This is a genomic window from Pseudomonas sp. GW821-FHT04C07, assembly GCF_059420325.1.
In genome coordinates, this window is the sequence record NZ_JBWKTM010000015.1 from 117462 (window position 1) to 140429 (window position 22968).

At 59.3% G+C, this 22968-nt stretch carries 15 protein-coding genes and 1 pseudogene; 14 read left to right on the forward strand and 2 right to left on the reverse strand.

The genetic code is table 11. From position 1 onward, the window contains the following. Window positions 1-85 precede the first annotated feature (85 nt). Together AC07UI_RS24370 and AC07UI_RS24375 are read left to right on the forward strand one after the other, a co-directional pair. The gene (locus tag AC07UI_RS24370) at window positions 86-544 is read left to right on the forward strand and encodes an REP-associated tyrosine transposase (protein WP_494994908.1); all 459 of its coding nucleotides are present in this window, start codon (window positions 86-88) and stop codon (window positions 542-544) included. 181 nt (window positions 545-725) lie between these two features. Beyond that, window positions 726-977: pseudogene (locus AC07UI_RS24375) on the forward strand (transcriptional regulator FeaR); the annotation flags it as partial. Between the two features lie 41 nt (window positions 978-1018). Here AC07UI_RS24375 and AC07UI_RS24380 read toward each other — a convergent pair. Beyond that, window positions 1019-1822: a helix-turn-helix transcriptional regulator gene (locus tag AC07UI_RS24380; RefSeq protein ID WP_494994909.1), complete on the reverse strand. Its 804-nt coding sequence runs from the start codon at window positions 1820-1822 to the stop codon at window positions 1019-1021. A 204-nt stretch (window positions 1823-2026) separates the two neighbouring features. On the opposite strand from AC07UI_RS24380, the gene AC07UI_RS24385 reads away from it, so the two are divergent. From AC07UI_RS24385 to AC07UI_RS24430, 10 genes are all read left to right on the forward strand, one after another. After that, the gene (locus AC07UI_RS24385; protein WP_494994910.1) at window positions 2027-3391 is read left to right on the forward strand and encodes an APC family permease; all 1365 of its coding nucleotides are present in this window, start codon (window positions 2027-2029) and stop codon (window positions 3389-3391) included. 9 nt (window positions 3392-3400) lie between these two features. Beyond that, window positions 3401-4504 (forward strand): DmpA family aminopeptidase, encoded by a 1104-nt coding sequence (locus AC07UI_RS24390; RefSeq protein ID WP_494994911.1) that lies wholly within the window; start codon window positions 3401-3403, stop codon window positions 4502-4504. Window positions 4505-4803: 299 nt separating this feature from the next. Further along, entirely contained in the window at window positions 4804-6255 is a 1452-nt protein-coding gene (locus tag AC07UI_RS24395; RefSeq protein ID WP_494994912.1) for a serralysin family metalloprotease, read from the forward strand. A gap of 102 nt (window positions 6256-6357) precedes the next feature. Beyond that, window positions 6358-6738, forward strand: a complete 381-nt coding sequence (locus AC07UI_RS24400) for an AprI/Inh family metalloprotease inhibitor (RefSeq protein WP_494994913.1) — start codon at window positions 6358-6360, stop codon at window positions 6736-6738. A gap of 219 nt (window positions 6739-6957) precedes the next feature. Beyond that, window positions 6958-8736: a type I secretion system permease/ATPase gene (locus tag AC07UI_RS24405; RefSeq protein WP_494994914.1), complete on the forward strand. Its 1779-nt coding sequence runs from the start codon at window positions 6958-6960 to the stop codon at window positions 8734-8736. Then, window positions 8733-10067 (forward strand): HlyD family type I secretion periplasmic adaptor subunit, encoded by a 1335-nt coding sequence (locus AC07UI_RS24410; RefSeq protein ID WP_494994915.1) that lies wholly within the window; start codon window positions 8733-8735, stop codon window positions 10065-10067. Before AC07UI_RS24405 ends, AC07UI_RS24410 begins: the two co-directional genes overlap by 4 nt. 2 nt (window positions 10068-10069) lie before the next feature. Beyond that, entirely contained in the window at window positions 10070-11434 is a 1365-nt protein-coding gene (locus tag AC07UI_RS24415; RefSeq protein WP_494994916.1) for a TolC family outer membrane protein, read from the forward strand. Window positions 11435-11557: 123 nt separating this feature from the next. Beyond that, window positions 11558-14593, forward strand: a complete 3036-nt coding sequence (locus AC07UI_RS24420) for an autotransporter domain-containing protein (RefSeq protein ID WP_494994957.1) — start codon at window positions 11558-11560, stop codon at window positions 14591-14593. A 41-nt stretch (window positions 14594-14634) separates the two neighbouring features. After that, on the forward strand, window positions 14635-16335 hold the full coding sequence (locus AC07UI_RS24425; RefSeq protein ID WP_494994917.1) for a polyurethane esterase: 1701 nt from the start codon (window positions 14635-14637) through the stop codon (window positions 16333-16335). An 84-nt stretch (window positions 16336-16419) separates the two neighbouring features. Continuing rightward, entirely contained in the window at window positions 16420-18273 is a 1854-nt protein-coding gene (locus AC07UI_RS24430; RefSeq protein ID WP_494994918.1) for a polyurethane esterase, read from the forward strand. Between the two features lie 270 nt (window positions 18274-18543). Here the strand turns inward: AC07UI_RS24430 and AC07UI_RS24435 are convergent, their stop codons facing one another. Then, window positions 18544-18762 (reverse strand): YgdI/YgdR family lipoprotein, encoded by a 219-nt coding sequence (locus AC07UI_RS24435; RefSeq protein ID WP_494994919.1) that lies wholly within the window; start codon window positions 18760-18762, stop codon window positions 18544-18546. A 218-nt stretch (window positions 18763-18980) separates the two neighbouring features. Between AC07UI_RS24435 and AC07UI_RS24440 the strand changes: the two genes are divergently transcribed. Next, a complete protein-coding gene (locus AC07UI_RS24440; RefSeq protein WP_494994920.1) occupies window positions 18981-20633 on the forward strand; it encodes a VRR-NUC domain-containing protein in 1653 nt (550 codons plus the stop codon). After that, the gene (locus AC07UI_RS24445; RefSeq protein WP_494994921.1) at window positions 20630-22900 is read left to right on the forward strand and encodes an ATP-dependent DNA helicase; all 2271 of its coding nucleotides are present in this window, start codon (window positions 20630-20632) and stop codon (window positions 22898-22900) included. Before AC07UI_RS24440 ends, AC07UI_RS24445 begins: the two co-directional genes overlap by 4 nt. Window positions 22901-22968: the final 68 nt, after the last annotated feature.

Consider the following 22968-nt stretch of genomic DNA (forward strand, 5'->3'; position numbering starts at 1 on the left):
TAACATTTCCTCAAGTGTTCGTTCTCTGAAGCAGCCCTCAGCAATGTAAGTTCTTTGCCTCCTGTGAACCTGAGGAGGCAAAGGAATGCCTGTTGCGACAAATGCTGATCGTCTGCGCATTGGCCGTGTTTCTGAGGTGGGGCGAATTTATCTGCTGACCGTTGCTGTGCATCAGCGCCAACCGGTTTTTTCCGACTGGCGTTTGGGGCGGTTGGTTGTGGAGCAGTTTCGCTTGGTGCAAGAGCGCGGATGGGGCATCTCTTGGGCCTGGGTAGTCATGCCTGATCACATACATTGGTTGCTTGAGTTGCAAGACAAGCCTCTGGATGAGCTGATGTGCTGGGTCAAATCACGCAGTAGCCTGCGGGTTAATCAACAGCGTGGCGGTCAAGGGCGTTTGTGGCAGAAGGGATACCACGACCGTGCTGTTCGTAAGGAACAAGACTTGAAAACCGTAGCTCGTTACATCATTCAAAATCCTGTCCGCGGCGGTCTTGTCAGAAGAGTTCATGATTACCCGCTATGGGATGCGTGCTGGCTTTAAAACCACGCTTTGCAGGTTTTACGACCGCTGCGCGCTCGAACGCAGGCTTCGCCAGCTGCTACGTAAAGCTCATTTGCCGGGGACATGCACTCACGGCAAACGCGTCTTCCTGTAGCAGCTGGCGAAGCCTGCGTCCGGCCGCGAAGCGGTCGTAAAACCGGCAAACGCGGTCTCAGATGAACTTGCCGGAGCCTGTGAAATCGTGCCCCTTGGCTTGATCGAACACGCCTCGTTTCACCTGTCTCGGGACGAGGTCTACCGCCATCTTCCAGACCATCAACGTAAATTCGGCAAGCTCTCGCAGAACTGCACCAGTGGCCGACTGATGCGCATGCTGGTGGAGCAGATTTGTGCCGGCGAACTGCACGGTTGCACGGCACAGCAGGAGGGCGAGGCGCTGCAGGAAGCGTTGATTGCGCTGCTCGGGCCAACCAGATGAACATTTTCGTTGAATGCCTGAGTCTGCCGAAGGCCTCAAGGATTTTCCAGATCATGCCCCAACGACTGAATAAACAACGAAAACAGTTCCGGTTGCGATGAGATATCCAGCTTGGCGTACAGATGCCGACGGTGAACCTTGATGGTGTCCGGTGAGATCTTCAGCCGCTCGGCCATGGCTTTGGAGGAAAACCCGCGCAAGATCAGCCGGGCAATTTCCAGTTCGCGGTCCGACAGTACGCCGCAGCCGAAGTGGCTCAGGGCATCGCGGATCTGACTGGCCATTTCATCCTGTGCCGGCGCCTGTGTGCGCTGGCTGTTCTGCTGCCAGTGCTGCTGCATCAGCGGCAGTACCCAGGCAGCGAGGGTGGTCAGTTGGCCCACTTCATCCGCGGTGAACACGCGCTGCATGCCCAACGACAGTGACAGCGTTCCGGCCCCGGGAAGCTGAAGAATGAACTGCACCTCGTCTTCGCGCACGTTCTCGTGAAAGTAGCTGTGGAAGTATTCGCTTTGCCGGAAGTGATCGGGTGCCACTTCCTCCAGCCGATACAGGCCGCTGGGGTAGCCTTCACGGCACGCCTGGAAAAACGGATCCAGCAGGTACAAACCATTGAGGTAGGTCAGCATCGACGCCGGTTTGCTCGAGGGTTCGGCGTCGTACTCTTCCAGCGCCTGGGGCAGGCCGTCTTGCGGATAGAAAATCGCCAGAGCGTTATCGAACGGCAGGCATTGGTGCAACAACAAAACAAGCTGCTTCCAAAAACGCTCGGTGCCGACCTGCGAGAGGGTACGGCCCAGTCCCGCGTGCATACCGACTTCCCTGAACAGACTGCTCATGTGTGTTGCTCCACATTCAAAAATCAAAACCCGGCCGACGGTTTCAACCTTTTTGCGCTCAAGGTCAAGGGGAGTACTCCAATAGGGGAATTGGCCGCCGTTGTCGTGCTGCCTAGAGTAGCCCCACCCAGTGCGGCCCGGAACGCACCCCCGGTCCCTTTTTCGTTTCTGCCTCAGACTAAAAATAACCAGGAGGATAACGATATGAGCTCTCCCGCAGCACCAAACAGCACCCTGAAACCCACGTTGAGTGTCTTCGACGTCGTGGCGATTACCGTCTCGAGCGTGACGCCGGCCAGTTCGGTGTTTGTGATCGCGCCGTTCGCGATTCATCAGGCTGGCACCGGAGTGTTTCTCGCGTTCGTCATGGCCGGTTTACTGGCCATGATGTTCGCCTACTGTTACGCCGAGCTGGGTAGGGCTCACAACAGTGCCGGTGGTGAATACGTGTACGCCAAGCGAGTGTTTGGCGGCATGGCCGGTTATGCGACCTTCCTGACGGTGTTGGCGATGTTGCTGTTCATTCCGCCGGTGCTGGCCACCGGCGCCGCGACCTATCTGAACAATGCGTTGGGGAGTCATTTCGATTCACAGACCGTCGCCCTGCTCATTGTGGTGTGCAGTTACCTGCTGGGCATTCTGAATATCAAGCTCAACGCCTGGATCACCGGCACCTGTCTGCTGCTGGAAGTCGCGGCAATGCTGGTGATTGTGTTTATTGGCTTCGGTCATGCCTCGCAACCGGCAAGCATCCTGTTGCAACCGCAGATCGTCGAAAACGGCACTTTGCAGTTGGCACCCTGGACTCTGGTGATTGGCGCCATAGGTATCGGCTTGTTCTCCTATAACGGATTTGGCTCGGCGGTGGTGCTGGGCGAAGACATGAAATGCGGCGGGCGCGGCGTGCACAAAGCTGTGCTCTGGTCGCTGGGTCTGGTGGTGGTCATCGAACTGGTGCCCTTGACCGCGTTACTGATCGGCGCACCGTCCCTCAGCGAGATGATCAACAGCGCTGACCCGATCGGCTATCTGCTCACCAGTCATGGCAACGAAACCCTGTCCCGTGTGGTCAGTGCCGGGATTTTCCTGTCGGTGTTCAACGCCATCGTCGCGATCGTGATTCAGATCGGCCGGGTGGTATTCAGCAGCGGCCGCGACGCCCTGTGGACGCCCACGGTCAACCGGCTGTTCACCCGTATTCATCCGCGTTGGGACTCGCCGTGGCTGGCCACGCTGTTTCTGGCAATTCCATCGGCGCTGCTCAGCTTCAGCTCGAACCTGGCAGACATGACCTCTTTCAGCGTGCTGCTGATCATGCTGGTTTACCTGATCGTCGCCTTGAGTGCATTGATGAGTCGGGTGGTGCTGCGCGATCGGCAGCATCCTTACCGCATGCCGCTGTGGCCATTGCCCGCATTGCTGGCGGTGCTCGGCGCCGGTTATTTATTGTTCAATCTGTTCCTTGAGGCTTCGGCCAGGGACATCATGGTGATTATCGGGCTGCTGGCAGTGTCGGTAATTTTGTATGGCACCAACGGCCGGTTCAGCCCGGCGTTCCAGAAGTTGTAAGGAGTGGTTATGCGTGCACGTGAACTGGGCATCCGCCTGGGCCTGGGAACACCCGGTCAACTCAATTCCATCACTGATGTACCGGGCGTACGGGTAGGGCACAGCACCCTAAAGACCGAGGTCAACGGCAAGCAGGTACGCACTGGCGTGACGTTGATCGAACCGCGGGCAAGCCATGCGCGACTGCAGCCGTGCTTCGCCGGCTGCCACGTACTCAACGGTAACGGTGACGCCACGGGCCTTGAGTGGATTCGCGAGGCGGGGCTGCTGGCCACACCTCTGGCGATCACCAACACTCATAGCGTGGGCGTGGTTCGCGATGCCTTGATCGCCCGGGAGCACGACAGCCTGGCCGATCCGGCGGTGTATTGGTGCATGCCGGTGGTGATGGAAACCTACGACGGCGTGCTCAACGATATCTGGGGGCAACATGTCGGCCCGCAACAGGTACTCGAAGCCATGGCCAATGCCGGGACCGGCCCGGTTGAGGAAGGTGCGGTCGGTGGCGGCACCGGGATGATCTGTCATGAGTTCAAGGGCGGGATCGGTACATCCTCGCGCAAACTGTCGGCGCAACAGGGCGGCTGGACCGTCGGCGCGCTGGTACAGGCCAACCATGGCAAGCGTGAAGAGTTGCGGGTCGATGGTTATCCAGTCGGTCGGCAATTGACGGATATCCCGTCGCCCTTCGATGAGAGGGGCACGCCGGGCATGGGGTCGATCGTGGTGATCCTGGCCACCGACGCGCCATTGTTGCCTCATCAGTGCCAACGCCTGGCGCAACGGGCATCGATCGGCATCGCCCGCACCGGCGGCGGTACCGAAGATTCCAGCGGCGATATTTTCCTGGCCTTCGCCACCGGCAACCATGACCTGCCGCCCGCGGACTATGGACGTAAAGACCTGCCAATGAGCACGTCCCTTGAGATGCTCAACAATGACCATATTTCGCCGTTGTTCAGCGCTGCCGCCGAGGCGGTGGAGGAGGCGATCATAAACGCGCTGCTGGCAGGCGAACACATGAGGACGGCCACTGGCACCTTGGTTCCTGCCCTCGACCCAGAGACATTACTACACGCATTAAACGCAACAGGATGGCGCACGCGCGAGTAGTTGATAAAGCCGCGATGTAGTGAATAAAAACGAACTTGCCTTTATTTAATATTTAAATAGTAGATTGTCGGACAATTGGTCGGGAGAGCGGAATCACCCAAAATATTTAGACCCTGCAGGCATTGTTTCCGGGAGTTTGCTGGAACCACACAATTCGATCTCAAAAAAAGTAGTGGACGTTTGTTTTCGAATTGTGTCAGTTTTCTTTCGCCTTCATTGGGCGAGTGATAGGACGATCTCGCCAGAGATTGTCGCTATCTGATAAAAAACTGTTCCATTGCAAACAAGGAAGTGTGTTTATGTCGAAAGTCAAAGAGAACGCTATCGTTGCAGCTGAACAACAATGGGCGCCACAGGCCACATCAAGTTCGGCGTTCAACCAGATCGATAGTTTCAGCCATCAGTATGACCGTGGCGACGACCTCACGGTCAATGGCAAACCCTCCTTCTCTGTAGATCAGGCCGCGACTCAGATCTTGCGTGATGGTGCTTCATGGCAAGATCTCAATGGCAGCGGCAAGATTGAACTTACCTACACGTTTCTGACTTCGCCAACATCCAATTTCAGCGGCCTGGGTGTCACTGGCTTCAGCCAGTTCAGCGCCTTGCAAAAGGCTCAGTCCGTGCTCGCCATGCAATCCTGGGCAGATGTGGCCAATGTCACCTTCACTGAGGCCGCCAAGGGCGGCGACGGTCACATGACCTTCGGCAACTACAGTGGCGGTCAGGAAGGGGCGGCAGCGTTTGCTTTCCTGCCGGGTACCGAGCCTGGCTATGACGGTCAGTCCTGGTACCTGACCGGCAGTGGCTACAACGTCAACAAAACCCCGGGTGTGAACAACTACGGCCGTCAAACCCTGACTCACGAGATCGGTCATACCCTCGGCCTGTCTCACCCCGGCGACTACAATGCCGGCGAAGGCAATCCGACCTATAACGATGCGTCCTATGGGCAGGACACTCGCGGCTACAGCCTCATGAGCTACTGGAGTGAAAGCAACACCAGCCAGAACTTCAGCAAAGGCGGTGTCGAGGCTTATTCATCCGGCCCGTTGATGGACGATATCGCTGCGGTGCAAAAGCTCTACGGCGCCAACATGAACACCCGTGCCGGTGACACCACCTACGGTTTCAACTCCAACGCCGGTCGCGACTTTCTCAATGCGAGCTCGTCCTCGGACAAGCTGGTGTTCTCGGTGTGGGACGCGGGCGGCAAGGACACCTTTGACTTCTCCGATTTTACCCAAAACCAGAAGATCAACCTCAATGAAGCCTCATTCTCCGACGTTGGCGGCCTCGTGGGTAACGTGTCCATTGCCAAAGGCGTGACCATCGAAAACGCCATTGGCGGTTCGGGCAACGACCTGCTGATTGGTAACAGCGCGGCCAACGTGCTCAAGGGCGGTGCTGGCAACGACATCATCTACGGTGCCGGCGGCGCGGATAAGCTCTGGGGGGGTGCCGGTTCCGACACTTTCGTGTTTGGCGCAAGCTCGGACTCCAGACCGGGCGCAGCCGACCAGATCATGGATTTTGTCGGCGGCCTGGACAAGATCGATCTGACCGGCATTAGCGCTGGAACGGGGCTGCACTTCGTCAACTCATTCACAGGTTCTGCCGGCGAAGCGGTGCTGAGCTATGCCTCGGGAATGAACCTGAGCACCTTGGCCGTGGACTTCTCCGGGCACGGTGTGGCTGACTTTCTGGTCACCACCGTCGGGCAAGCGGCAGTCACGGACATCGTGGCGTAGCAGCAAGGCGAAGTAAAAGCAGGGGCGGCGCGCATGCGCTGCTCCCTGTCCTTGCATCGACTCCTCGTGTAAGCGAGGCTAAAGCCCGGAATGAAACACCCTATGAACCAGACCGCCTTTACCAGGGCCGCAGCGTGGTTGATCGCGACGCTGATGATGTTTTTTGGAGATGCCAGCATGGCAAGAAGCCTGAGATTACCCGACCCTTCGGAACTGGCCGGGAAGTGGCAGATCCACCAGCAAGATGAGCCAACGAAAGTCTGCATGCTTGAGCTTGCACAAAACCAGACCCTGGCCGGAGAACTCGAATGTGTCGCCGGTTGGTTGGGTGAAACACCCAGCGGCTGGTTTCCGGAACCGGATGGAATATCGCTGACGGGTAAAGAAGGTTCGAGGATCATTCATTTAGGCCGACAGCGGGAAGGGCTCTATCACGCCACTTTGAAGTCAGGGACTGTACTTGTTCTGCACCGCCCTCAGTAATAAAACACAACGCTGCGCTTAATAGAGTAGGCGATGTTTATATGCGCGTATCGGTAGTTTAAAACAGGCGGCTAATAACTACCTCGAACCTTATTTCGTCTGGCAATAAGGTTCTTTCGCCTGCACGTTTCAATCCTCCAATAACGTCTCGACGCGTGTGCGGACAATACATTGAACCCTCGCCGAACTATCGCGCGGGTATTAGCTCAGGGAAGACTCATGAAGATGGCGAAGACCACTCCCGTTGCACCGCTGTTGCAGGCACTGGGCGATTATAAAAGTACCCTGATCAGCGTTGGTTGTTTCACCGCGCTGATCAACGTACTGATGTTAGTACCGTCGATTTATATGCTTCAGGTTTATGACCGGGTGCTCTCTTCGCAGAACGAAACCACCCTGGCCATGTTGACCTTGATGGTGGTCGGGTTTTTCGCGTTTATCGGTCTGCTGGAAATCATCCGCAGCTTCATCGTCATCCGGATCGGCAGCCAACTGGAGCGCCGCTTCAACCTGCGGGTCTACAGGGCCGCGTTCGAACGCAACCTGTTCAAGGGCGAGGGTAATGCCGGGCAGTCGCTGGGGGATCTCACCTACATTCGCCAGTTCGTCACGGGACCGGCGCTGTTCGCCTTCTTCGACGCACCGTGGTTTCCGGTCTATCTGTTCGTGATCTTTGTGTTCAATACCTGGCTCGGCGTGCTGGCCACGGCCGGTGCGTTGCTGCTGATCGCGCTGGCGTGTCTCAACGAAGCCATGACCAAAAAGCCGCTGGGTGAAGCCAGTGGCTATTCGCAAAAATCCAGCCAGTTGGCCACCAGTCATCTGCACAACGCCGAAACCATTCAGGCCATGGGCATGCTCGGGGTTTTGCGCAAACGCTGGTTTGAGGTGCATTCGCGCTTTCTCGGTTTGCAGAATCAGGCCAGCGATACCGGCGCGGTCATCAGCTCCCTCAGTAAAACCCTGCGCCTGTGCCTGCAATCACTGGTACTGGGGCTGGGCGCGTTGCTGGTGATCAAGGGCGACATGACTGCCGGGATGATGATTGCCGGCTCAATCCTGATGGGACGGGTCTTGAGCCCGATCGACCAATTGATCGCCGTGTGGAAGCAATGGAGCTCGGCGAAGCTGGCCTACCAGCGCCTGGACACCTTGCTGCAAGGTTTCCCGCCCAGCGACAGCGCCATGGCCTTGCCAGCGCCCAAAGGTCAGGTGGCCTTCGAACAGGTCAGCGCCGGCCCGCCGGGCAAGCGGGCGGCGACCTTGCATCAGGTCAGCTTCGGTCTTGCTGCGGGGGAAGTGCTGGGGGTACTCGGTGCTTCCGGCTCGGGCAAGTCGACACTGGCGCGGGTGCTGGTGGGTGTCTGGCCGACCCTGGGAGGCACGGTGCGCCTGGACGGTGCTGATATTCATCGCTGGAATCGCGATGACCTCGGGCCCTACATCGGCTACTTGCCTCAGGACATCGAATTGTTCAGCGGCAGCATTGCCGAAAACATCGCGCGCTTTCGCGACACCGACCCGCAGAAAGTCGTCGAGGCGGCCCGGCAGGCCGGTGTTCACGAACTGATTCTGCGCCTGCCGCAAGGCTACGACACGGTATTGGGGGAGGATGGCAGCGGCCTGTCCGGCGGCCAAAAGCAGCGTGTGGCCCTGGCCCGTGCCCTGTATGGCGGCCCAAGCCTGGTGGTGCTCGATGAGCCGAACTCGAACCTGGACACCGTCGGCGAAGCGGCCCTGGCGGCCGCCATTGCGCAGATGAAAGCCCAGGGGACCAGCGTGATTCTGGTGACTCACCGCTCTTCGGCGCTGGCCCAGGCCGACAAGTTGCTGGTGCTCAACGAAGGGCGCCTGCAAGCCTTCGGCCCAAGCCATGAAGTCCTCAAGGCATTGTCCGGCGCTCAGGAGCCGCAACGGGAAAAAGCCCCATCCCCCACACTGGCCGGGCTCAGCCTCAGTCGTCAGTATCAGACTGCAAACAGGAACAGCGGCGCATGAGCAAGGACAGCGACATGACAATCGAACAAGGTTATGCGCCGGCGCACCCTGAACGCGACGCGCGCTTTTTTGCCCGTATGGGCTGGCTTCTGGCAATCCTTGGTGCCGGCAGTTTCTTTGCCTGGGCGAGCCTTGCGCCGCTCGATCAAGGGATTCCAGTGCAGGGCACTGTGGTGGTCTCGGGCAAGCGCAAAGCCGTGCAATCGCTGAGTGGCGGTGTCGTCAGCCGGATTCTGGTAAGTGAAGGGCAGGTGGTCAAGCAGGGGCAGCCGTTGTTTGTGCTGGATCAGACCCGGGTCGCCGCCGATGTTCAATCCCTGCAAGCGCAGTACCGGATGGCCTGGGCCAGCGTGGCGCGCTGGCAGAGTGAACGCGACAACCTCAAACAGGTCAGTTTTCCTGCCGGGTTGAGCAGCGATCCCGACCCGCGACTGGCGCTGGTGCTCGAAGGCCAGCGGCAACTGTTCAGCAGTCGACGCGAAGCCTTTGCCCGGGAGCAAGCCGGCATTCGCGCCAACATCGAAGGCGCTAGCGCACAACTGGCCGGGATGCGCCGCGCCCACACTGATCTGAGCGCGCAGGCCGAGTCCCTGCGTGAGCAACTGAACAACCTGCGTCCGCTGGCAGCCAACGGTTACATTCCGCGCAACCGCTTGATGGAATACGAACGACAGTTGTCGCAAGTGCAGCAGGACCAGGCGAAAAACACGGGTGAAAGCGGGCGTGTCGAGCAGGGCATTCTTGAGTCGCGCTTGAAGCTGCAGCAACACAGCGAGGAATATCAGAAAGAAGTTCGCAGCCAACTGGCCGACGCACAGTTGAAAAGTCTGACCCTGGAGCAGCAGCTCACCTCGGCCGGATTCGATCTGCAACACAGCGAGATCAATGCGCCGGCCGACGGCATTGCCGTGAGCCTGGGTGTACACACCGAAGGCGCGGTGGTGCGGCCCGGTGAAACATTGCTGGAAATCGTTCCGCAAGGCGCCCGGCTGGAGGTGGAAGGGCACCTGCCGGTGAACCTGATCGACAAGGTCGGCGGCAACTTACCGGTGGACATCCTGTTCACCGCGTTCAACCAGAGCCGTACGCCCCGTGTACCGGGCGAAGTCAGCCTGATTTCGGCCGACCAGATGGTCGATGAGAAAACCGGTGTGCCGTATTACGTGTTGCGCAGCAGCGTCAGTGATGTAGCCATGGAGAAGCTCAACGGGTTGGTAATCAAGCCCGGTATGCCGGCGGAAATGTTCGTGCGCACGGGCGAGCGCTCGCTCCTCAATTACTTGTTCAAACCTCTGCTCGATCGGGCAGGTTCCGCACTGACCGAGCAATAGGGATGTTCCGGCGTATGAATAAGCTTTCCATGCTCGGGGCAGCCGTTGCGCTCCTCGCGTGTACCAGTGTGCAAGCCATGGGGCCGTTCGAGGTCTACGAGCAGGCGCTGCGCAATGATCCAGTGTTTCTCGGCGCCATCAAGGAACGCGATGCGGGCCTTGAGAACCGTGCCATCGGCCGCGCCGGGCTGTTGCCCAAACTCGGTTACACCTACAACAAGGGGCGCAATAATTCCAGGGCGACCAACCTGGATGGTCGGCGCGGCACCACTCACGATGATCGCAACTACAACAGCTACGGCTCGGCCTTGACCCTGCAGCAACCTTTGATTGATTACGAGGCTTATGCTTCTTACCGCAAGGGGGTGGCACAGGCGTTGTATGCCGACGAAAATTTTCGCGGCAAAAGCCAGGAGCTGCTGGTCCGGGTGCTGACGTCCTATACCCAAGCGCTGTTTGCGCAGGATCAAATCGACATCGCGCAGGCCAGGAAAAAAGCTCTGGAGGAACAGTTCCAGCAGAACGAACACCTGTTTCGCCAGGGCGAGGGCACCCGCACCGACATTCTCGAAGCGCAGTCGCGCTTTGAATTGGCGAGCGCCGAGGAAATCGAAGCGCGCGACGAGCAGGATGCGGCCTTGCGCGAACTGGGTGCTCTGATCGGTGTACCTGCGGTGGACATCGGCGATCTGGCCCCGCTGGGCGATTCTTTCGAGTCCTTCACTCTGCAGCCGGCCAACTTCGATGTCTGGCATGAACTGGCGGTCACCAACAACCCGATCCTCGCTTCCCGGCGTCAGGCGCTGGAAGCGGCCCGATTCGAGGTCGAGCGCAATCGCGCCGGGCACCTGCCCAAAGTAAGCGCCTATGCCTCTGTCCGGCAAAACGAATCGGAAAGCGGCAACACCTACAACCAGCGCTATGACACCAACACCATTGGCATCGAAATCAGCGTGCCGCTGTACGCCGGTGGCGGGGTGTCTGCGTCCACCCGCCAGGCAAGCCGCTCGATGGAGCAGGCCGAGTACGAACTGGATGCGAAAACCCGGGAGACCCTGATCGAACTGCGTCGCCAGTTCAGCGCCTGCCTGTCTGGAGTCAGCAAGTTGCAGGCGTATCAGAAAGCCCTGAGTTCAGCCGAAGCGCTGGTGATTTCGACCCGGCAAAGCATCCTCGGTGGCGAGCGGGTCAACCTCGACGCCTTGAATGCCCAGCAGCAGCTCTACACCACACGCCGGGATCTGGCCCGGGCTCGTTACGACTATCTGATGGCCTGGACCAAGTTGCATTACTACGCCGGCACCTTGCGCGAAGACGATCTGGCCAAGGTCGACGAAGCCTTCATGTCGCGGCCCCGAACCCGTTAAACGCTGCACCGCCCAGCTGAAGGCGCGAGGATTTTGGCAAGACAACTAAGGACGGTAGCGGTAATGGAATTTAAGCGTAGAGACGTCAATCTTTTTCAGGGGCGCAGGTTCCAGCCAGCAAAAATGCTGGGTGGCACGTTGATGGGTTGCCTGGCAGCAATCGGCGGCGCGCAGGCGGCATCTTATGTCGAAAGCGGCAAACAGGGTGATCCCGACAGCTGGCGCAGCAGTGAATTCAACGCTGAATGGGGGCTGGGCGCGATTCATGCGCAAGATGCCTATGCGGCCGGTTACACCGGTAAAGGCGTCAAGCTGGGTATTTTCGATCAGCCGGTCTATGCGCAGCATCCCGAGTTCGCCAGCCCGAACAAGGTGCTCACGCTGGTTACCAGTGGCATTCGGGAATACACCGACCCCTATATTCCGGTGAAAGCCGGGGATGCTTTCCGCTATGACGGCACACCGTCCGTGGGTTCCAACGGCAAATTGGGTTCTCATGGCACCCATGTCGGCGGGATTGCCGCGGGTGACCGTGATGGTGGGCCCATGCACGGCGTGGCCTTCAATGCCCGGATTATCAGTGCCGAGAACGGCGACCCGGGACCCGAGGACGGCATTATTCTCGGTAATGATGGTGCGGTTTATAAAGCCGGCTGGGACGGACTGATCGCCAGTGGCGCGCGGGTCATCAACAACAGCTGGGGCATTGGCATCACTGAGCGCTTTGATCAGGGAGGACGCGATCCGGCCTTCCCGCACTTCACGGTGCAGGATGCGCAGCTGCAGTTCGATCAGATCGGACCGCTGTTGCACACCAGATCGGGGGGCGCTTATCAGGGGGCCATCGATGCGGCCCGCAGCGGCATTGTCGCCATATTCGCCGCGGGCAATGACTACAACCTCAATAACCCGGACGCAATTGCCGGCCTGGCGTATTTCGTCCCGCAAATTGCACCCAACTGGTTAACGGTTGCCAGTCTGCAGAAAAACCCGGACACCAACAGTCCGGATCTTTACAACATCAGTACCTTCTCATCTCGCTGTGGCTATACCGCCAGTTTCTGTGTGTCCGCGCCGGGTAGCCGGATCTACAGTGCCGTGATCGGTGGCACTACGCTGGATGATTTGACCGTCGGTTATGCCAATAAAAACGGCACCTCGATGGCCGCGCCCCATGTCGCCGGCAGTGCCGCGGTACTGATGGAGCGCTTCCCGTACATGACCGGTGCGCAAATCGCTACTGTGCTGAAGACCACCGCAACCGACATGGGCGCTCCGGGTATCGATGCGCTCTACGGCTGGGGAATGATCGACTTGCGCAAAGGGATCGATGGCCCCGGGATGTTTGTCACCCAAGCCGATATCCCGCAGGAATTCCGTATCGATGGGGCTTACGGCTCCGGGCAGTTCGTTGCCGATCTGCCGGGAATCGGCGCGATTGTGGATGCCGGCAAACCCACTGAGCGGGTGTGCACCGACGTACAGTGCGGCCTGGACGTGTGGCGCAACAACATTTCCGGCCACGGCGGTCTGACCAAGCAGGGGATCGGCACCCTGGTGCTGACCGGGGCCAACACCTATGCCGGCCCGACACTGGTGAATCAGGGACGGCTGGCGGTTAACGGTTCGCTCATATCCGACGTCACAGTCAACAACAGCGGCATCCTCGGCGGCTCGGGCCGTGTCGGATCGCTGACCGCGAAAAGCGGCGGGACCATCGCCCCCGGCAACTCGATCGGCACCTTGCAGGTAGCCGGTGATGTCACCTTCGAGCCGGGCTCGACCTATGCCGTGGAGCTTTCCGAAACCCGCAGCGACCGCATCGTTGCCGGCGGCACGGCGACTGTCAGCGGTGCCAGCGTGACCCTCGCGCTGGAAAACAGCCCGACGCTGCTGAGTCCCGCTCAAGCGAAAAGCCTGCTGGGCCGTCAGTACGACATTCTTGAGGCCGCGGGCGGTATCGCAGGGCGTTTTGCTGCCGTGGTACCGAACTACCTGTTTCTCGGTGCCAGCCTCGACTACGCTGCAACTGGCGTACAACTGGCTATCGAACGCAACGCAACCTCCTTCGCCAGCGTCGGGCAAACGCCGAACCAGCGTTCCGTAGCCGCCGCGGCCGAGCAATTGGGGGCTGGTAATCCAGTGTTCGAAAGCCTGCTGTTGTCGCCGACGGCCAGCAGCGCGCGGCAAGCCTTCCAGCAATTGTCCGGGGAAATCCATCCGGCGATCGGCACGCTGCTGATCCATGACAGCCGTTACCTGCGCGATGCGGTGGGCGAGCGCTTGCGTCAGGACGACCTCTACGACGCGGCAACCCCGACCGATGACCAGAGCAACGCCTGGGTCAAAGTGCTGGGCTCCTGGGGCAAGACCGACGGTGGCCATGACAACGCGAGCTACAACAGCTCCATCGGCGGTCTGTTGGCCGGCGTGGATGGCCTGCTCAGCGAAGACACTCGTCTGGGCTTCGTTACCGGTTACAGCGACAGTTCCCTGAGCATGGGCGACGGCACCCACTCCTCGGCATCGGTCGACAGCTACCACTTGGGGGTCTATGCCGGGCACGCGTTCGGCGCTGTGCGTCTGAGCCTCGGCGGCGCCTATGGCTGGCACCGAATCGACGTCAAACGCGATCTGCAATATGGCGATGTTTCCGGCCAGCAGAAAACCAAAGGTGACGCACAAAGTACCCAGCTGTTCACCGAAGCGGCGTATCGGCTGGAGCTGCCGGCGCTGACGCTGGAACCCTTCGCCAACCTCGCTTACGTGCATGTGAGCCGCGACAGCTTCACCGAGAAAGGTGACGCCGCCGCGCTCCAGGGCACAGACGACAACCGCGATGCCGTGCTGTCGACCCTGGGCCTGCGGGCAAGTAAAGGTTTCGCACTCTCCGATAAGCAGCGACTGGACCTTTCCGGATCCCTCGGCTGGCAGCATCACCTGAGCAATACCCGCGCCGAAGATCACGTGGCATTTGCCAGCGGCGGCGCGCCGTTCACTGTGCAAAGCGTCTCCATGGACCGCAACGCGGCAGTGCTCGGGGCGCGTGCCGGGCTTTCCCTGGGGCGCGATACCCAGCTGAACCTGGATTACAACGGGCTGCTCGGTTCGCGGGAGAAAGACCATGGAGTCGGGCTCACTCTCGATTGGCAGTTCTGAATAGCGCAACCGCGCAACAGCAACAACCAAGAGGCAAGACCATGGGTGTTTTTGACTATAAGCAATTGGGCAGTGGCGCTTCCAAAGCGCTGTACGCCGATGCACTGGCGTTGGCGCTGTACGCCTACACGCCGACCGGTAAACCTCTGACGCCCTCGGGCTGGACGCCGATCGACGCCGGGCAACTGGGCCATCAAGGCAAGGTGGGTGTCCAGGGCACCTATTTTGGCGAGCAGGAAGGCTTCACCAGCGCCGAGGCCGAAGTCCTCGGCAAATATGACGCTGCCGGCAAATTGATCTCGATCGGCATCGCTTTTCGCGGCACCGGCGGCCTGGGCTTCAGCGACACCTTTGGCGACGTGAAAAACAACCTGCTGGCCGCCGTCGGCCCGGCGGATTACGCGAAGCACTACGTCCAGAACGCCTTCGGCAGTTTGCTTAATGAGGTAGCGATATTCGCCAGCGCTCATGGCCTGAGCGCCAGGCAGATCCTGGTCAGCGGCCACAGCCTGGGCGGTCTGGGGGTCAACAGCCTGGCCGAGATGAGCACGGACCATTGGGGAGGCTTCTTCAAAGACGCCAATTACGTGGCTTTCGCCTCGCCAACCCAGAGCGCCACCGGCAACAACGTGCTGAACATCGGTTACGAAAACGACCCGGTATTTCGGGTGCTGGACGGCACCACGTTCAGCGTAGGGTCCTTGGGTAAACACGATGCTCATCAAGGGTCGGCGACCAACAATATCGTCAACTTCAATGACCATTACGCGTCCACGCAGCTGTTGCCGTTCAGCATTCTCAACCCGCAGGACTGGTCGACGCATGGCTCGCCGAGTTATGCCGACGGGTTGAACCGGGTCATCAGCTCGGGCTTCTACGACCTCTCCGGCAAGGACTCGACCCTCATCGTTTCCACCCTGTCGGAATCGGCGCGTGGCAACACCTGGGTGGCGGATCTCAATCGCAGTGGCGAACCTCACAAGGGCAGCACCTTCATCATCGGCACCGACAGCAACGACCTGCTCAAGGGCGGTGTCGGCAATGATTTCCTCGAAGGTCGTGACGGCAATGACACCTTCCGTGATGACGGGGGGTACAACATCCTGCTGGGCGGCAAGGGCAGCAATACCTTCGAACTGCAGCAGCCGCTGAAAAACTTCGACATCGCCAACGATTGCGACGGCACGCTGTACCTGCGCGATGCCTACGGCGGTATCAGCCTGACCCGCGATATCGGCGCGCTGGTGAGCAAAGAACCTGGCTGGCTTTGGGGTGCACTCAACAATGTTGTGACCCACTACGTGACACAGGCCGGTCTGCGAAGCGGCACCGAGGTGAGTCTCTACAGCCATTCGCTCAATGGCGACGCCTACGGCAATTCACTGGCGGCCGGTTTCGATGGTGACTGGCTGTTCGGCAATGCGGGCGACGATCTGCTGAGCAGCGGCAAAAACCATGTGACCTTCGTCGGTGGCAGCGGCAATGACGTCATGCACTCAACCGGTGGTGGCAATAACACCTTTCTGTTCAGCGGGGCGTTCGGTTTCGACGCCATACATGGCTATCAGGGCAGCGACAAACTGGTGTTCATGGGTGTCGAAGGTGCAGGCCAAGGCTATGACTACACGCAACACCTCTCGCAGATCGGCAACGACACATTGCTGACGGTGGGCAACTACGGGGTGACGTTGGTGGGCGTCGGCCCGGACAACCTGTCGGGGGCAGGGATCGTATTTGCTTAAACCTCGATAAAACAACATTGCACTAATACCTCGCAACGTCGTGTTGAGCAATCTCTGACAATTCCAACAAAGAGAGGCAATACCATGGGTGTCTATGACTACAAAAACCTCGGTACAGAGGACTCCAAAGCGCTGTTTTCCGATGCGCTGGCGATCGCTCTTTACTCCTACCACAACCTGGATAACGGCTTTGCCGCCGGCTACCAGCACAATGGTTTCGGGTTAGGACTGCCGGCCACGCTGCTCTCTGGGTTGATCGGCGGCGCCGACGCCCAAGGTGTCATTCCAGGAATACCGTGGAACCCTGATTCGGAAAAAGTCGCATTGGACGCGGTGCACAAAGCCGGCTGGACGCCGATCAGCGCCGGGCAACTGGGTTATGACGGCAAGGTCGACGCACGTGGAACCTTCTTCGGTGAAAAGGCCGGTTACACCAGTGCCCAGGTCGAAGTGCTCGGCAAGTACGACGCCGAGGGTCACCTGACCTCGATCGGCATTGCCTTTCGCGGCACCAGCGGCCCGCGGGAATCGCAGATCAGCGACTCCATCGGCGATGTGATCAATGACCTGCTGGCTGCCTTCGGGCCCAAGGATTATGCGAAAAACTACGCGGGCGAAGCCTTCGGTTCGCTGCTTGAAGACGTGGCCACTTTTGCCAGTGCCAACGGCCTCACCGGCAAAGATATCGTCGTCAGCGGCCATAGCCTGGGTGGCTTGGCGGTCAACAGCCTCGCCGACCTGAGCACCGATCACTTTTCGGGGTTCTACAAAGATGCCAACTACGTAGCCTTTGCCTCACCGACCCAAAGCAGCGGCAATAATGTGCTCAACGTGGGATACGAAAACGATCCGGTGTTCCGCGTGCTGGACGGTTCGTCACTGAACCTGTCGTCGGCGGGCGTGCACGATACCCATCAGGATTCGGCAACCAACAACATTGTCAGCTTCAACGATCACTACGCCTCCACGGCCTGGAATATCCTGCCGTTTTCCATCACCAACATCCCGACCTGGATCTCCCATTTGCCAACCGGTTACGGCGACGGCATGACCCGGGTTCTTGAATCGAAGTTCTACGATTTGACGAGCAAGGACTCGACCATCATCGTCGCCAACCTTTCGGACCCGGCGCGCAGCAACACCTGGGTCCAGGACCTGAACCGCAACGCCGAACCCCACAAGGGCAGCACCTTCATCATCGGCACCGACAGCAACGACCTGATCCAGGGAGGGCGCGGCAACGACTACCTGGAGGGTCGCGATGGCAATGACACCTTCAGGGATAGTGGCGGCTACAACATTCTGCTCGGTGGCAAGGGCAGCAACACCCTGGATTTGCAGCAGTCGGTGAAAAACTTCGATTTCGCCAACGACGGCGCCGGGACGCTGTATGTTCGTGATGCCAATGGCGGCATCAGCATCACCCGCGACATTGGCACGCTGACCAGCAAGGAGCCGGGATTTATGTGGGGCCTGCTCAAGGACGACGTGACCCACAGCGTCACCGACAAGGGCCTGCTCGCCGGCAATACCCTGACGCAGTACGCGTCGGCGGTGAAGGGCGATGCGGGCGACAATACCCTCAAGGCGCATGCCGGTGGTGACTGGTTGTTTGGCCTGGACGGCAACGACCACTTGATCGGCTCCACAGGCAACGACGTCTTTGTCGGCGGTGCCGGCAATGACCTTATGGAGTCGGGAGGGGGCAGCAATACCTTCCTGTTCAATGGTGATTTCGGCAACGACAAAATCCTGGGTTTCCAATCCACCGACAAACTGGTGTTCCAGGGTGTCGAAGGCGTGGGCCAAAGTTATGACTACCGGGAGCATGCCAGCGCAGTGGGCAGCGACACGGTACTGACCTTTGGTACCGATTCGGTGACTCTGGTAGGTGTTGGACTGGATCACTTGTCAGGCGCCGGCATCGTCATCGCCTAACCACAACAAAGTGCAGCGCGAACCCGACACCCCGTCTTCGCCGCTGCGCTGTCACGCATAGAACACCTGTAGGAGCACGGCTTGCCGGCGATGGCATCCTTGAGATCGCCATCGCCATCGCCATCGCCATCGCGAGCAATCGAGCGTCGATCGGTTGCTCCTACAAAAAAACTATATATTTCAATTAGTTAATTTTAGTTCTATAAGCGCTGCCGATAGGCTCGGGCCGCGTCAGGACGATCTTTTCGGGGCACCCGCAGGTTTCAGGATTCAGTCTTCGTGGCGAACGGTGACGACATCATCCGTCTTGATCTTCACCCGCTTACCCGAGATGTCTTCGAACTCGTAAAAGCCATCCCTGGTTTTCGGCGTCTCTTTGGTCAAGTACTGGGTGCCATTGTGCAGGGTCACGACCGTCGGCGAGGCGCAACCGCCCAATGCCAGAAGTGCCGCTACTGCCAGCGGCAGACCCAGGATTCTAACGTTCATGCATAAACCTCTCGTTCAAAAGGCACTTGATCACCTCCACTCAAGCGAGTCATGAAGGCAGTGCTGTCCGCGTTGGTGTGACTAACTGAAAGAAAGTTCGTACCGGCAAGAAAAAAGTCCGACGCCCGGCCGCTTATCCAATACCGTTTGCAAGCGCCGGGGCTGAGCTGGTATCTGTATGCATAACCAGTATCCCATTCATGTGGCGCGCTTGATCCGTGACTTCCAACCCGCTCGACAATCCGTTCTATTACCTGAACAACTTCGTGCAAGTGCTCGCCTGGCTTGAGCAACGTTATGCCGACGTGCTGAGCGCTGAAGAGCAGCAGTTCATTCTCGACTTCGGTCATCTACCCCAAGCGTCCCAGGCGTTGCTCGTCAGAATGGTGATGCGCAAAGGCGTGCGCTTTCGAGCGGGCAAACTGCATTACCAGGAAATCGGTGAGATTGAGCCGGCGGTTGCACCGTTGCGGCGTCTGGGTTGGGTCGATGAGCACGCGTCGCTGACGATCGAAGAACTGTTCGATGTCTTGCAGAAACCGGAAATTCTCCAGTGCTTCAAAGCCGCGATCGATCAACCCAAGGCAAAAAAAACCGATTGGCTTGCGTCTTTGAGCGAGCAGTTCAGCGAAGCGCACACATTCAGCCAATGGTGTCCGACCCTGGACGATCAACTCCTCACCTTGACCATCATGGGCCTTTGCGATCGGCTGCGGCTAATGTTCTTCGGCAACCTGTATCAGGACTGGTCGGAATTCGTATTGGCGGACCTGGGCGTCTTCACCTACGAAAAAGTCGAATTTTGCTCCGAATCCCGTGGTTTGCGCAGTCGTGAAGACGTGGATGATTTTCTGTACCTGCACGATTGTCAGGGGCGTTTCGAGGCCGGCGAGCCATTGAGCGAGGTGCTCGAGCACATCAATGCTCTGGACACGGCCAACCCCTGGCTTGAAAGGCGCCGCGCCAGGCTGCTGTTCCAGATAGGCCAGCACTGCGAGCGAATCGCCGATCTGCCGGCAGCCCTGACAATCTATCGCGCCTGCGCTTATCCCGGCGCGAGGCTGCGCTTGATCCGTGTGCTAGAGCGCAGCGGTGACTACTCACTGGCAATGACACTCGCCAGCCAGGCCGGGCAATGTCCGGAAAATGCCGCAGAGCTACAGCAACTGCTGCGAGTCCTGCCAAGGCTGCGACGCAAGCTCGGTGGCCCGCCCATGCCTCGGGCGGTCGCTCGGGATACATTGCGGCTCGATCTTCGCTTGCCGAGAACCGATCCGGCGTTATCGGTCGAACTCCATGTTCAGGCGCATCTCGCCGAGGAGTTGGCGCCGGTGCACTATGTCGAGAACAGCCTGATCAACTCCTTGTTCGGGCTGCTCTGTTGGCCGGCGATATTCGCGCCGTTGCCGGGGGCGTTTTTTCACCCGTTTCAACGCGGGCCGGTCGACCTGCTCAACGAGGACTTTCATTCACGGCGCGCCGAGCTGTTTCAGGCCTGCCTGGCAGAATTGGATGATGGCCGTTACACACAGACCATCCGCACTCGTTACGCCAGCAAATCGGGGGTGCAGTCGCCTTTCGTGTTCTGGGGCGTCTTGACCGATGACTTGCTCGAGCAGGCCCTTGATTGTCTGCCGGCCGAGCACCTCAAACACTGGTTCAATCGCTTGCTGCTGGACATCAAGGCCAACCGTTCCGGCATGCCCGACCTGATCCAGTTCTGGCCGCAGCAAAAGACCTACCGCATGATCGAAGTCAAAGGCCCGGGGGATCGCCTGCAAGACAACCAACTGCGCTGGCTGGAGTTCTGTCATCAGCATCAGATGCCGGTGGCCGTCTGTTATGTGCAATGGGCGGAGCCGGACGCGTGAGCTACAGCATCGCGGTACGCGCCTTATGTGAATTCACGGCCAAGGTCGGCGATCTCGACTTGCGCTTTACCCCGTCTCCCACAGCGCTGGAAGGCATTGTCGGCCACCGCACTGTCGCCTCGCGACATCACGAGGGTTTTCAAACCGAAGTTGCGCTGCAGGGGCAGTACCAGCAATTGCGAGTCAGGGGTAGGGCGGACGGCTATGACCCCAACCAGAATCAGCTCGAAGAAGTGAAAACCTATCGCGGCGACCTGAGTGCTATGCCGGCCAATCATCGTGAGCTGCATTGGGCTCAGGCAAAAATCTATGGCTGGTTGATGTGCCAGAAATTGCAGCTGCCCGAGATCAGCCTGGCGCTGGTGTATTTCGATATCGTCAGCGAAAAGGAAACCCGGTTCGTTGAAGCCTGGAGCGCCGCCGGGCTGGAGTTTTTTTTCAATCGTCACTGCGGTTTGTTTTTGCAGTGGGCCGGGCAGGAGATGACCCACCGCGACGACCGGAATCAGGGGGCGCAGCGGTTGTGTTTTCCCCACACCGACTTTCGCCCGGGGCAACGCAACCTGGCCGAGTCGGTCTTCAAGGCGGTAAGCACCGGTCGCTGCCTGATGGCCCAGGCACCGACCGGCATCGGCAAGACCGTCGGCACGCTGTTCCCGATGCTCAAGGCGCTGGCGCCGCAGCAACTGGACAAGGTGTTTTTCCTGACCGCCAAGACGCCGGGCCGCAAACTTGCGCTCGATGCCGCCCGGGTTATCTACGACAGCGCACCCGATCTGCCGCTGCGAGTGCTTGAACTGGTGGCGCGAGACAAGGCCTGCGAACACCTGGACAAAGCCTGTCACGGTGAATCCTGTCCCTTGGCGAAGGGGTTCTATGATCGTCTGCCCGCGGCCCGGGAAGAGGCCGTGCAGGTGCGGTTATGGGATCAGAGCAGCCTGCGGGATATCGCGCGCAGGCATGAGGTCTGCCCGTACTACCTGAGTCAGGAGATGGCCCGCTGGGCCGATGTGGTGGTTGCCGACTACAACTACTATTTTGACTTCAGCGCCTTGCTGTTTGGTCTTGCCCAACTCAACCAGTGGCGGGTTTCGGTTCTGGTTGACGAGGCCCACAACCTGGTCGAGCGCGGCAGACAGATGTACAGCGCAAGCCTCGATCAATCCACTCTGAACAGCGTGCGCAATAATGCGCCAGAGCCGTTGAAGAAATCCTTGCAACGACTGAACCGCGAATGGAATGCCCTGCACAAAGAGCAGATTCGCCCCTATCAGGCCTACGCCCAGGCGCCGGGGAAACTCCTTCAAGCGCTTTCGCTATGCATCTCGGCCATTGGCGATTACCTCAACGACCATCCCCAGGGCCTGGACAGCGCTCTGCAGGGTTTCTATTTCGAGGCGCTGCAATTTTCCCGGGTCGCCGAGCTGTTCGATGAGCAGTTCCTGTTCGATGTGAGCAAGCGTGACCTCAACGCCAGACGCAGTGTGTCGCAGCTCTGTTTGCGCAATGTAGTGCCCGCCGGTTTCATCCGGCCACGGCTCATGGCGGCCCGCAGCAGCGTACTGTTTTCCGCGACCCTGAGTCCGCAACATTACTATGCGGATTTGCTGGGCCTGCCGGCGAACACTGTATGGATTGATGTCGAATCACCGTTCACCGCCGACCAACTGGAGGTGCACATTGTCAGCCAGATATCCACGCGCTTCGTACACCGGCAGGCATCGCTTGCGCCCATCGTCGAATTGATCGCTACTCAGTTCGAGCAACGCCCGGGCAACTACCTGGCGTTCTTCAGCAGCTTCGATTACTTGCAGCAAGTGGCGCAGCTGTTGGCCGATAAGCACCCGCACATTGGCCTCTGGTCACAGTCGCGGGGCATGGACGAAGGGCAGCGCCAGGCCTTCCTCGAGCAGTTCACGATGAACAGCCAGGGAATCGGTTTTGCCGTGCTGGGCGGGGCGTTCGGCGAAGGTATCGACTTGCCGGGCGCACGGCTGATCGGCGCGTTTATCGCTACCCTGGGGTTGGCCCAGCTGAATCCGGTTAATGAACAACTGAAGCAGCGCATGGCCGCGATCTTTGGCGCCGGCTATGACTACACCTACCTGTTTCCTGGCGTACAGAAGGTTGTGCAGGCCGCCGGAAGAGTGATCCGAACCCAGCAGGACCATGGGGTGGTGATGTTGATCGATGACCGTTTTGCCGAGTCCAGGGTCCGGCAATTGCTGCCGCGCTGGTGGTCGGTTACCGGCCACACATCTGGATGATTGGTTTTGTCGCCTCGCCAGTGCCGCGGCGAGGCTTCAGGTTCGCACCTGTGTAGCGTTTACCGGCG

What these genes read in the sequence shown, in the direction of transcription:
- AC07UI_RS24370 (WP_494994908.1), top strand. Translation starts at nt 86, where the DNA reads ATGCCTGTTGCGACAAATGCTGATCGTCTGCGCATTGGCCGTGTTTCT.
- AC07UI_RS24380 (WP_494994909.1), bottom strand. Translation starts at nt 1,822, where the DNA reads ATGAGCAGTCTGTTCAGGGAAGTCGGTATGCACGCGGGACTGGGCCGT.
- AC07UI_RS24385 (WP_494994910.1), top strand. Translation starts at nt 2,027, where the DNA reads ATGAGCTCTCCCGCAGCACCAAACAGCACCCTGAAACCCACGTTGAGT.
- AC07UI_RS24390 (WP_494994911.1), top strand. Translation starts at nt 3,401, where the DNA reads ATGCGTGCACGTGAACTGGGCATCCGCCTGGGCCTGGGAACACCCGGT.
- AC07UI_RS24395 (WP_494994912.1), top strand. Translation starts at nt 4,804, where the DNA reads ATGTCGAAAGTCAAAGAGAACGCTATCGTTGCAGCTGAACAACAATGG.
- AC07UI_RS24400 (WP_494994913.1), top strand. Translation starts at nt 6,358, where the DNA reads ATGAACCAGACCGCCTTTACCAGGGCCGCAGCGTGGTTGATCGCGACG.
- AC07UI_RS24405 (WP_494994914.1), top strand. Translation starts at nt 6,958, where the DNA reads ATGAAGATGGCGAAGACCACTCCCGTTGCACCGCTGTTGCAGGCACTG.
- AC07UI_RS24410 (WP_494994915.1), top strand. Translation starts at nt 8,733, where the DNA reads ATGAGCAAGGACAGCGACATGACAATCGAACAAGGTTATGCGCCGGCG.
- AC07UI_RS24415 (WP_494994916.1), top strand. Translation starts at nt 10,070, where the DNA reads ATGTTCCGGCGTATGAATAAGCTTTCCATGCTCGGGGCAGCCGTTGCG.
- AC07UI_RS24420 (WP_494994957.1), top strand. Translation starts at nt 11,558, where the DNA reads ATGCTGGGTGGCACGTTGATGGGTTGCCTGGCAGCAATCGGCGGCGCG.
- AC07UI_RS24425 (WP_494994917.1), top strand. Translation starts at nt 14,635, where the DNA reads ATGGGTGTTTTTGACTATAAGCAATTGGGCAGTGGCGCTTCCAAAGCG.
- AC07UI_RS24430 (WP_494994918.1), top strand. Translation starts at nt 16,420, where the DNA reads ATGGGTGTCTATGACTACAAAAACCTCGGTACAGAGGACTCCAAAGCG.
- AC07UI_RS24435 (WP_494994919.1), bottom strand. Translation starts at nt 18,762, where the DNA reads ATGAACGTTAGAATCCTGGGTCTGCCGCTGGCAGTAGCGGCACTTCTG.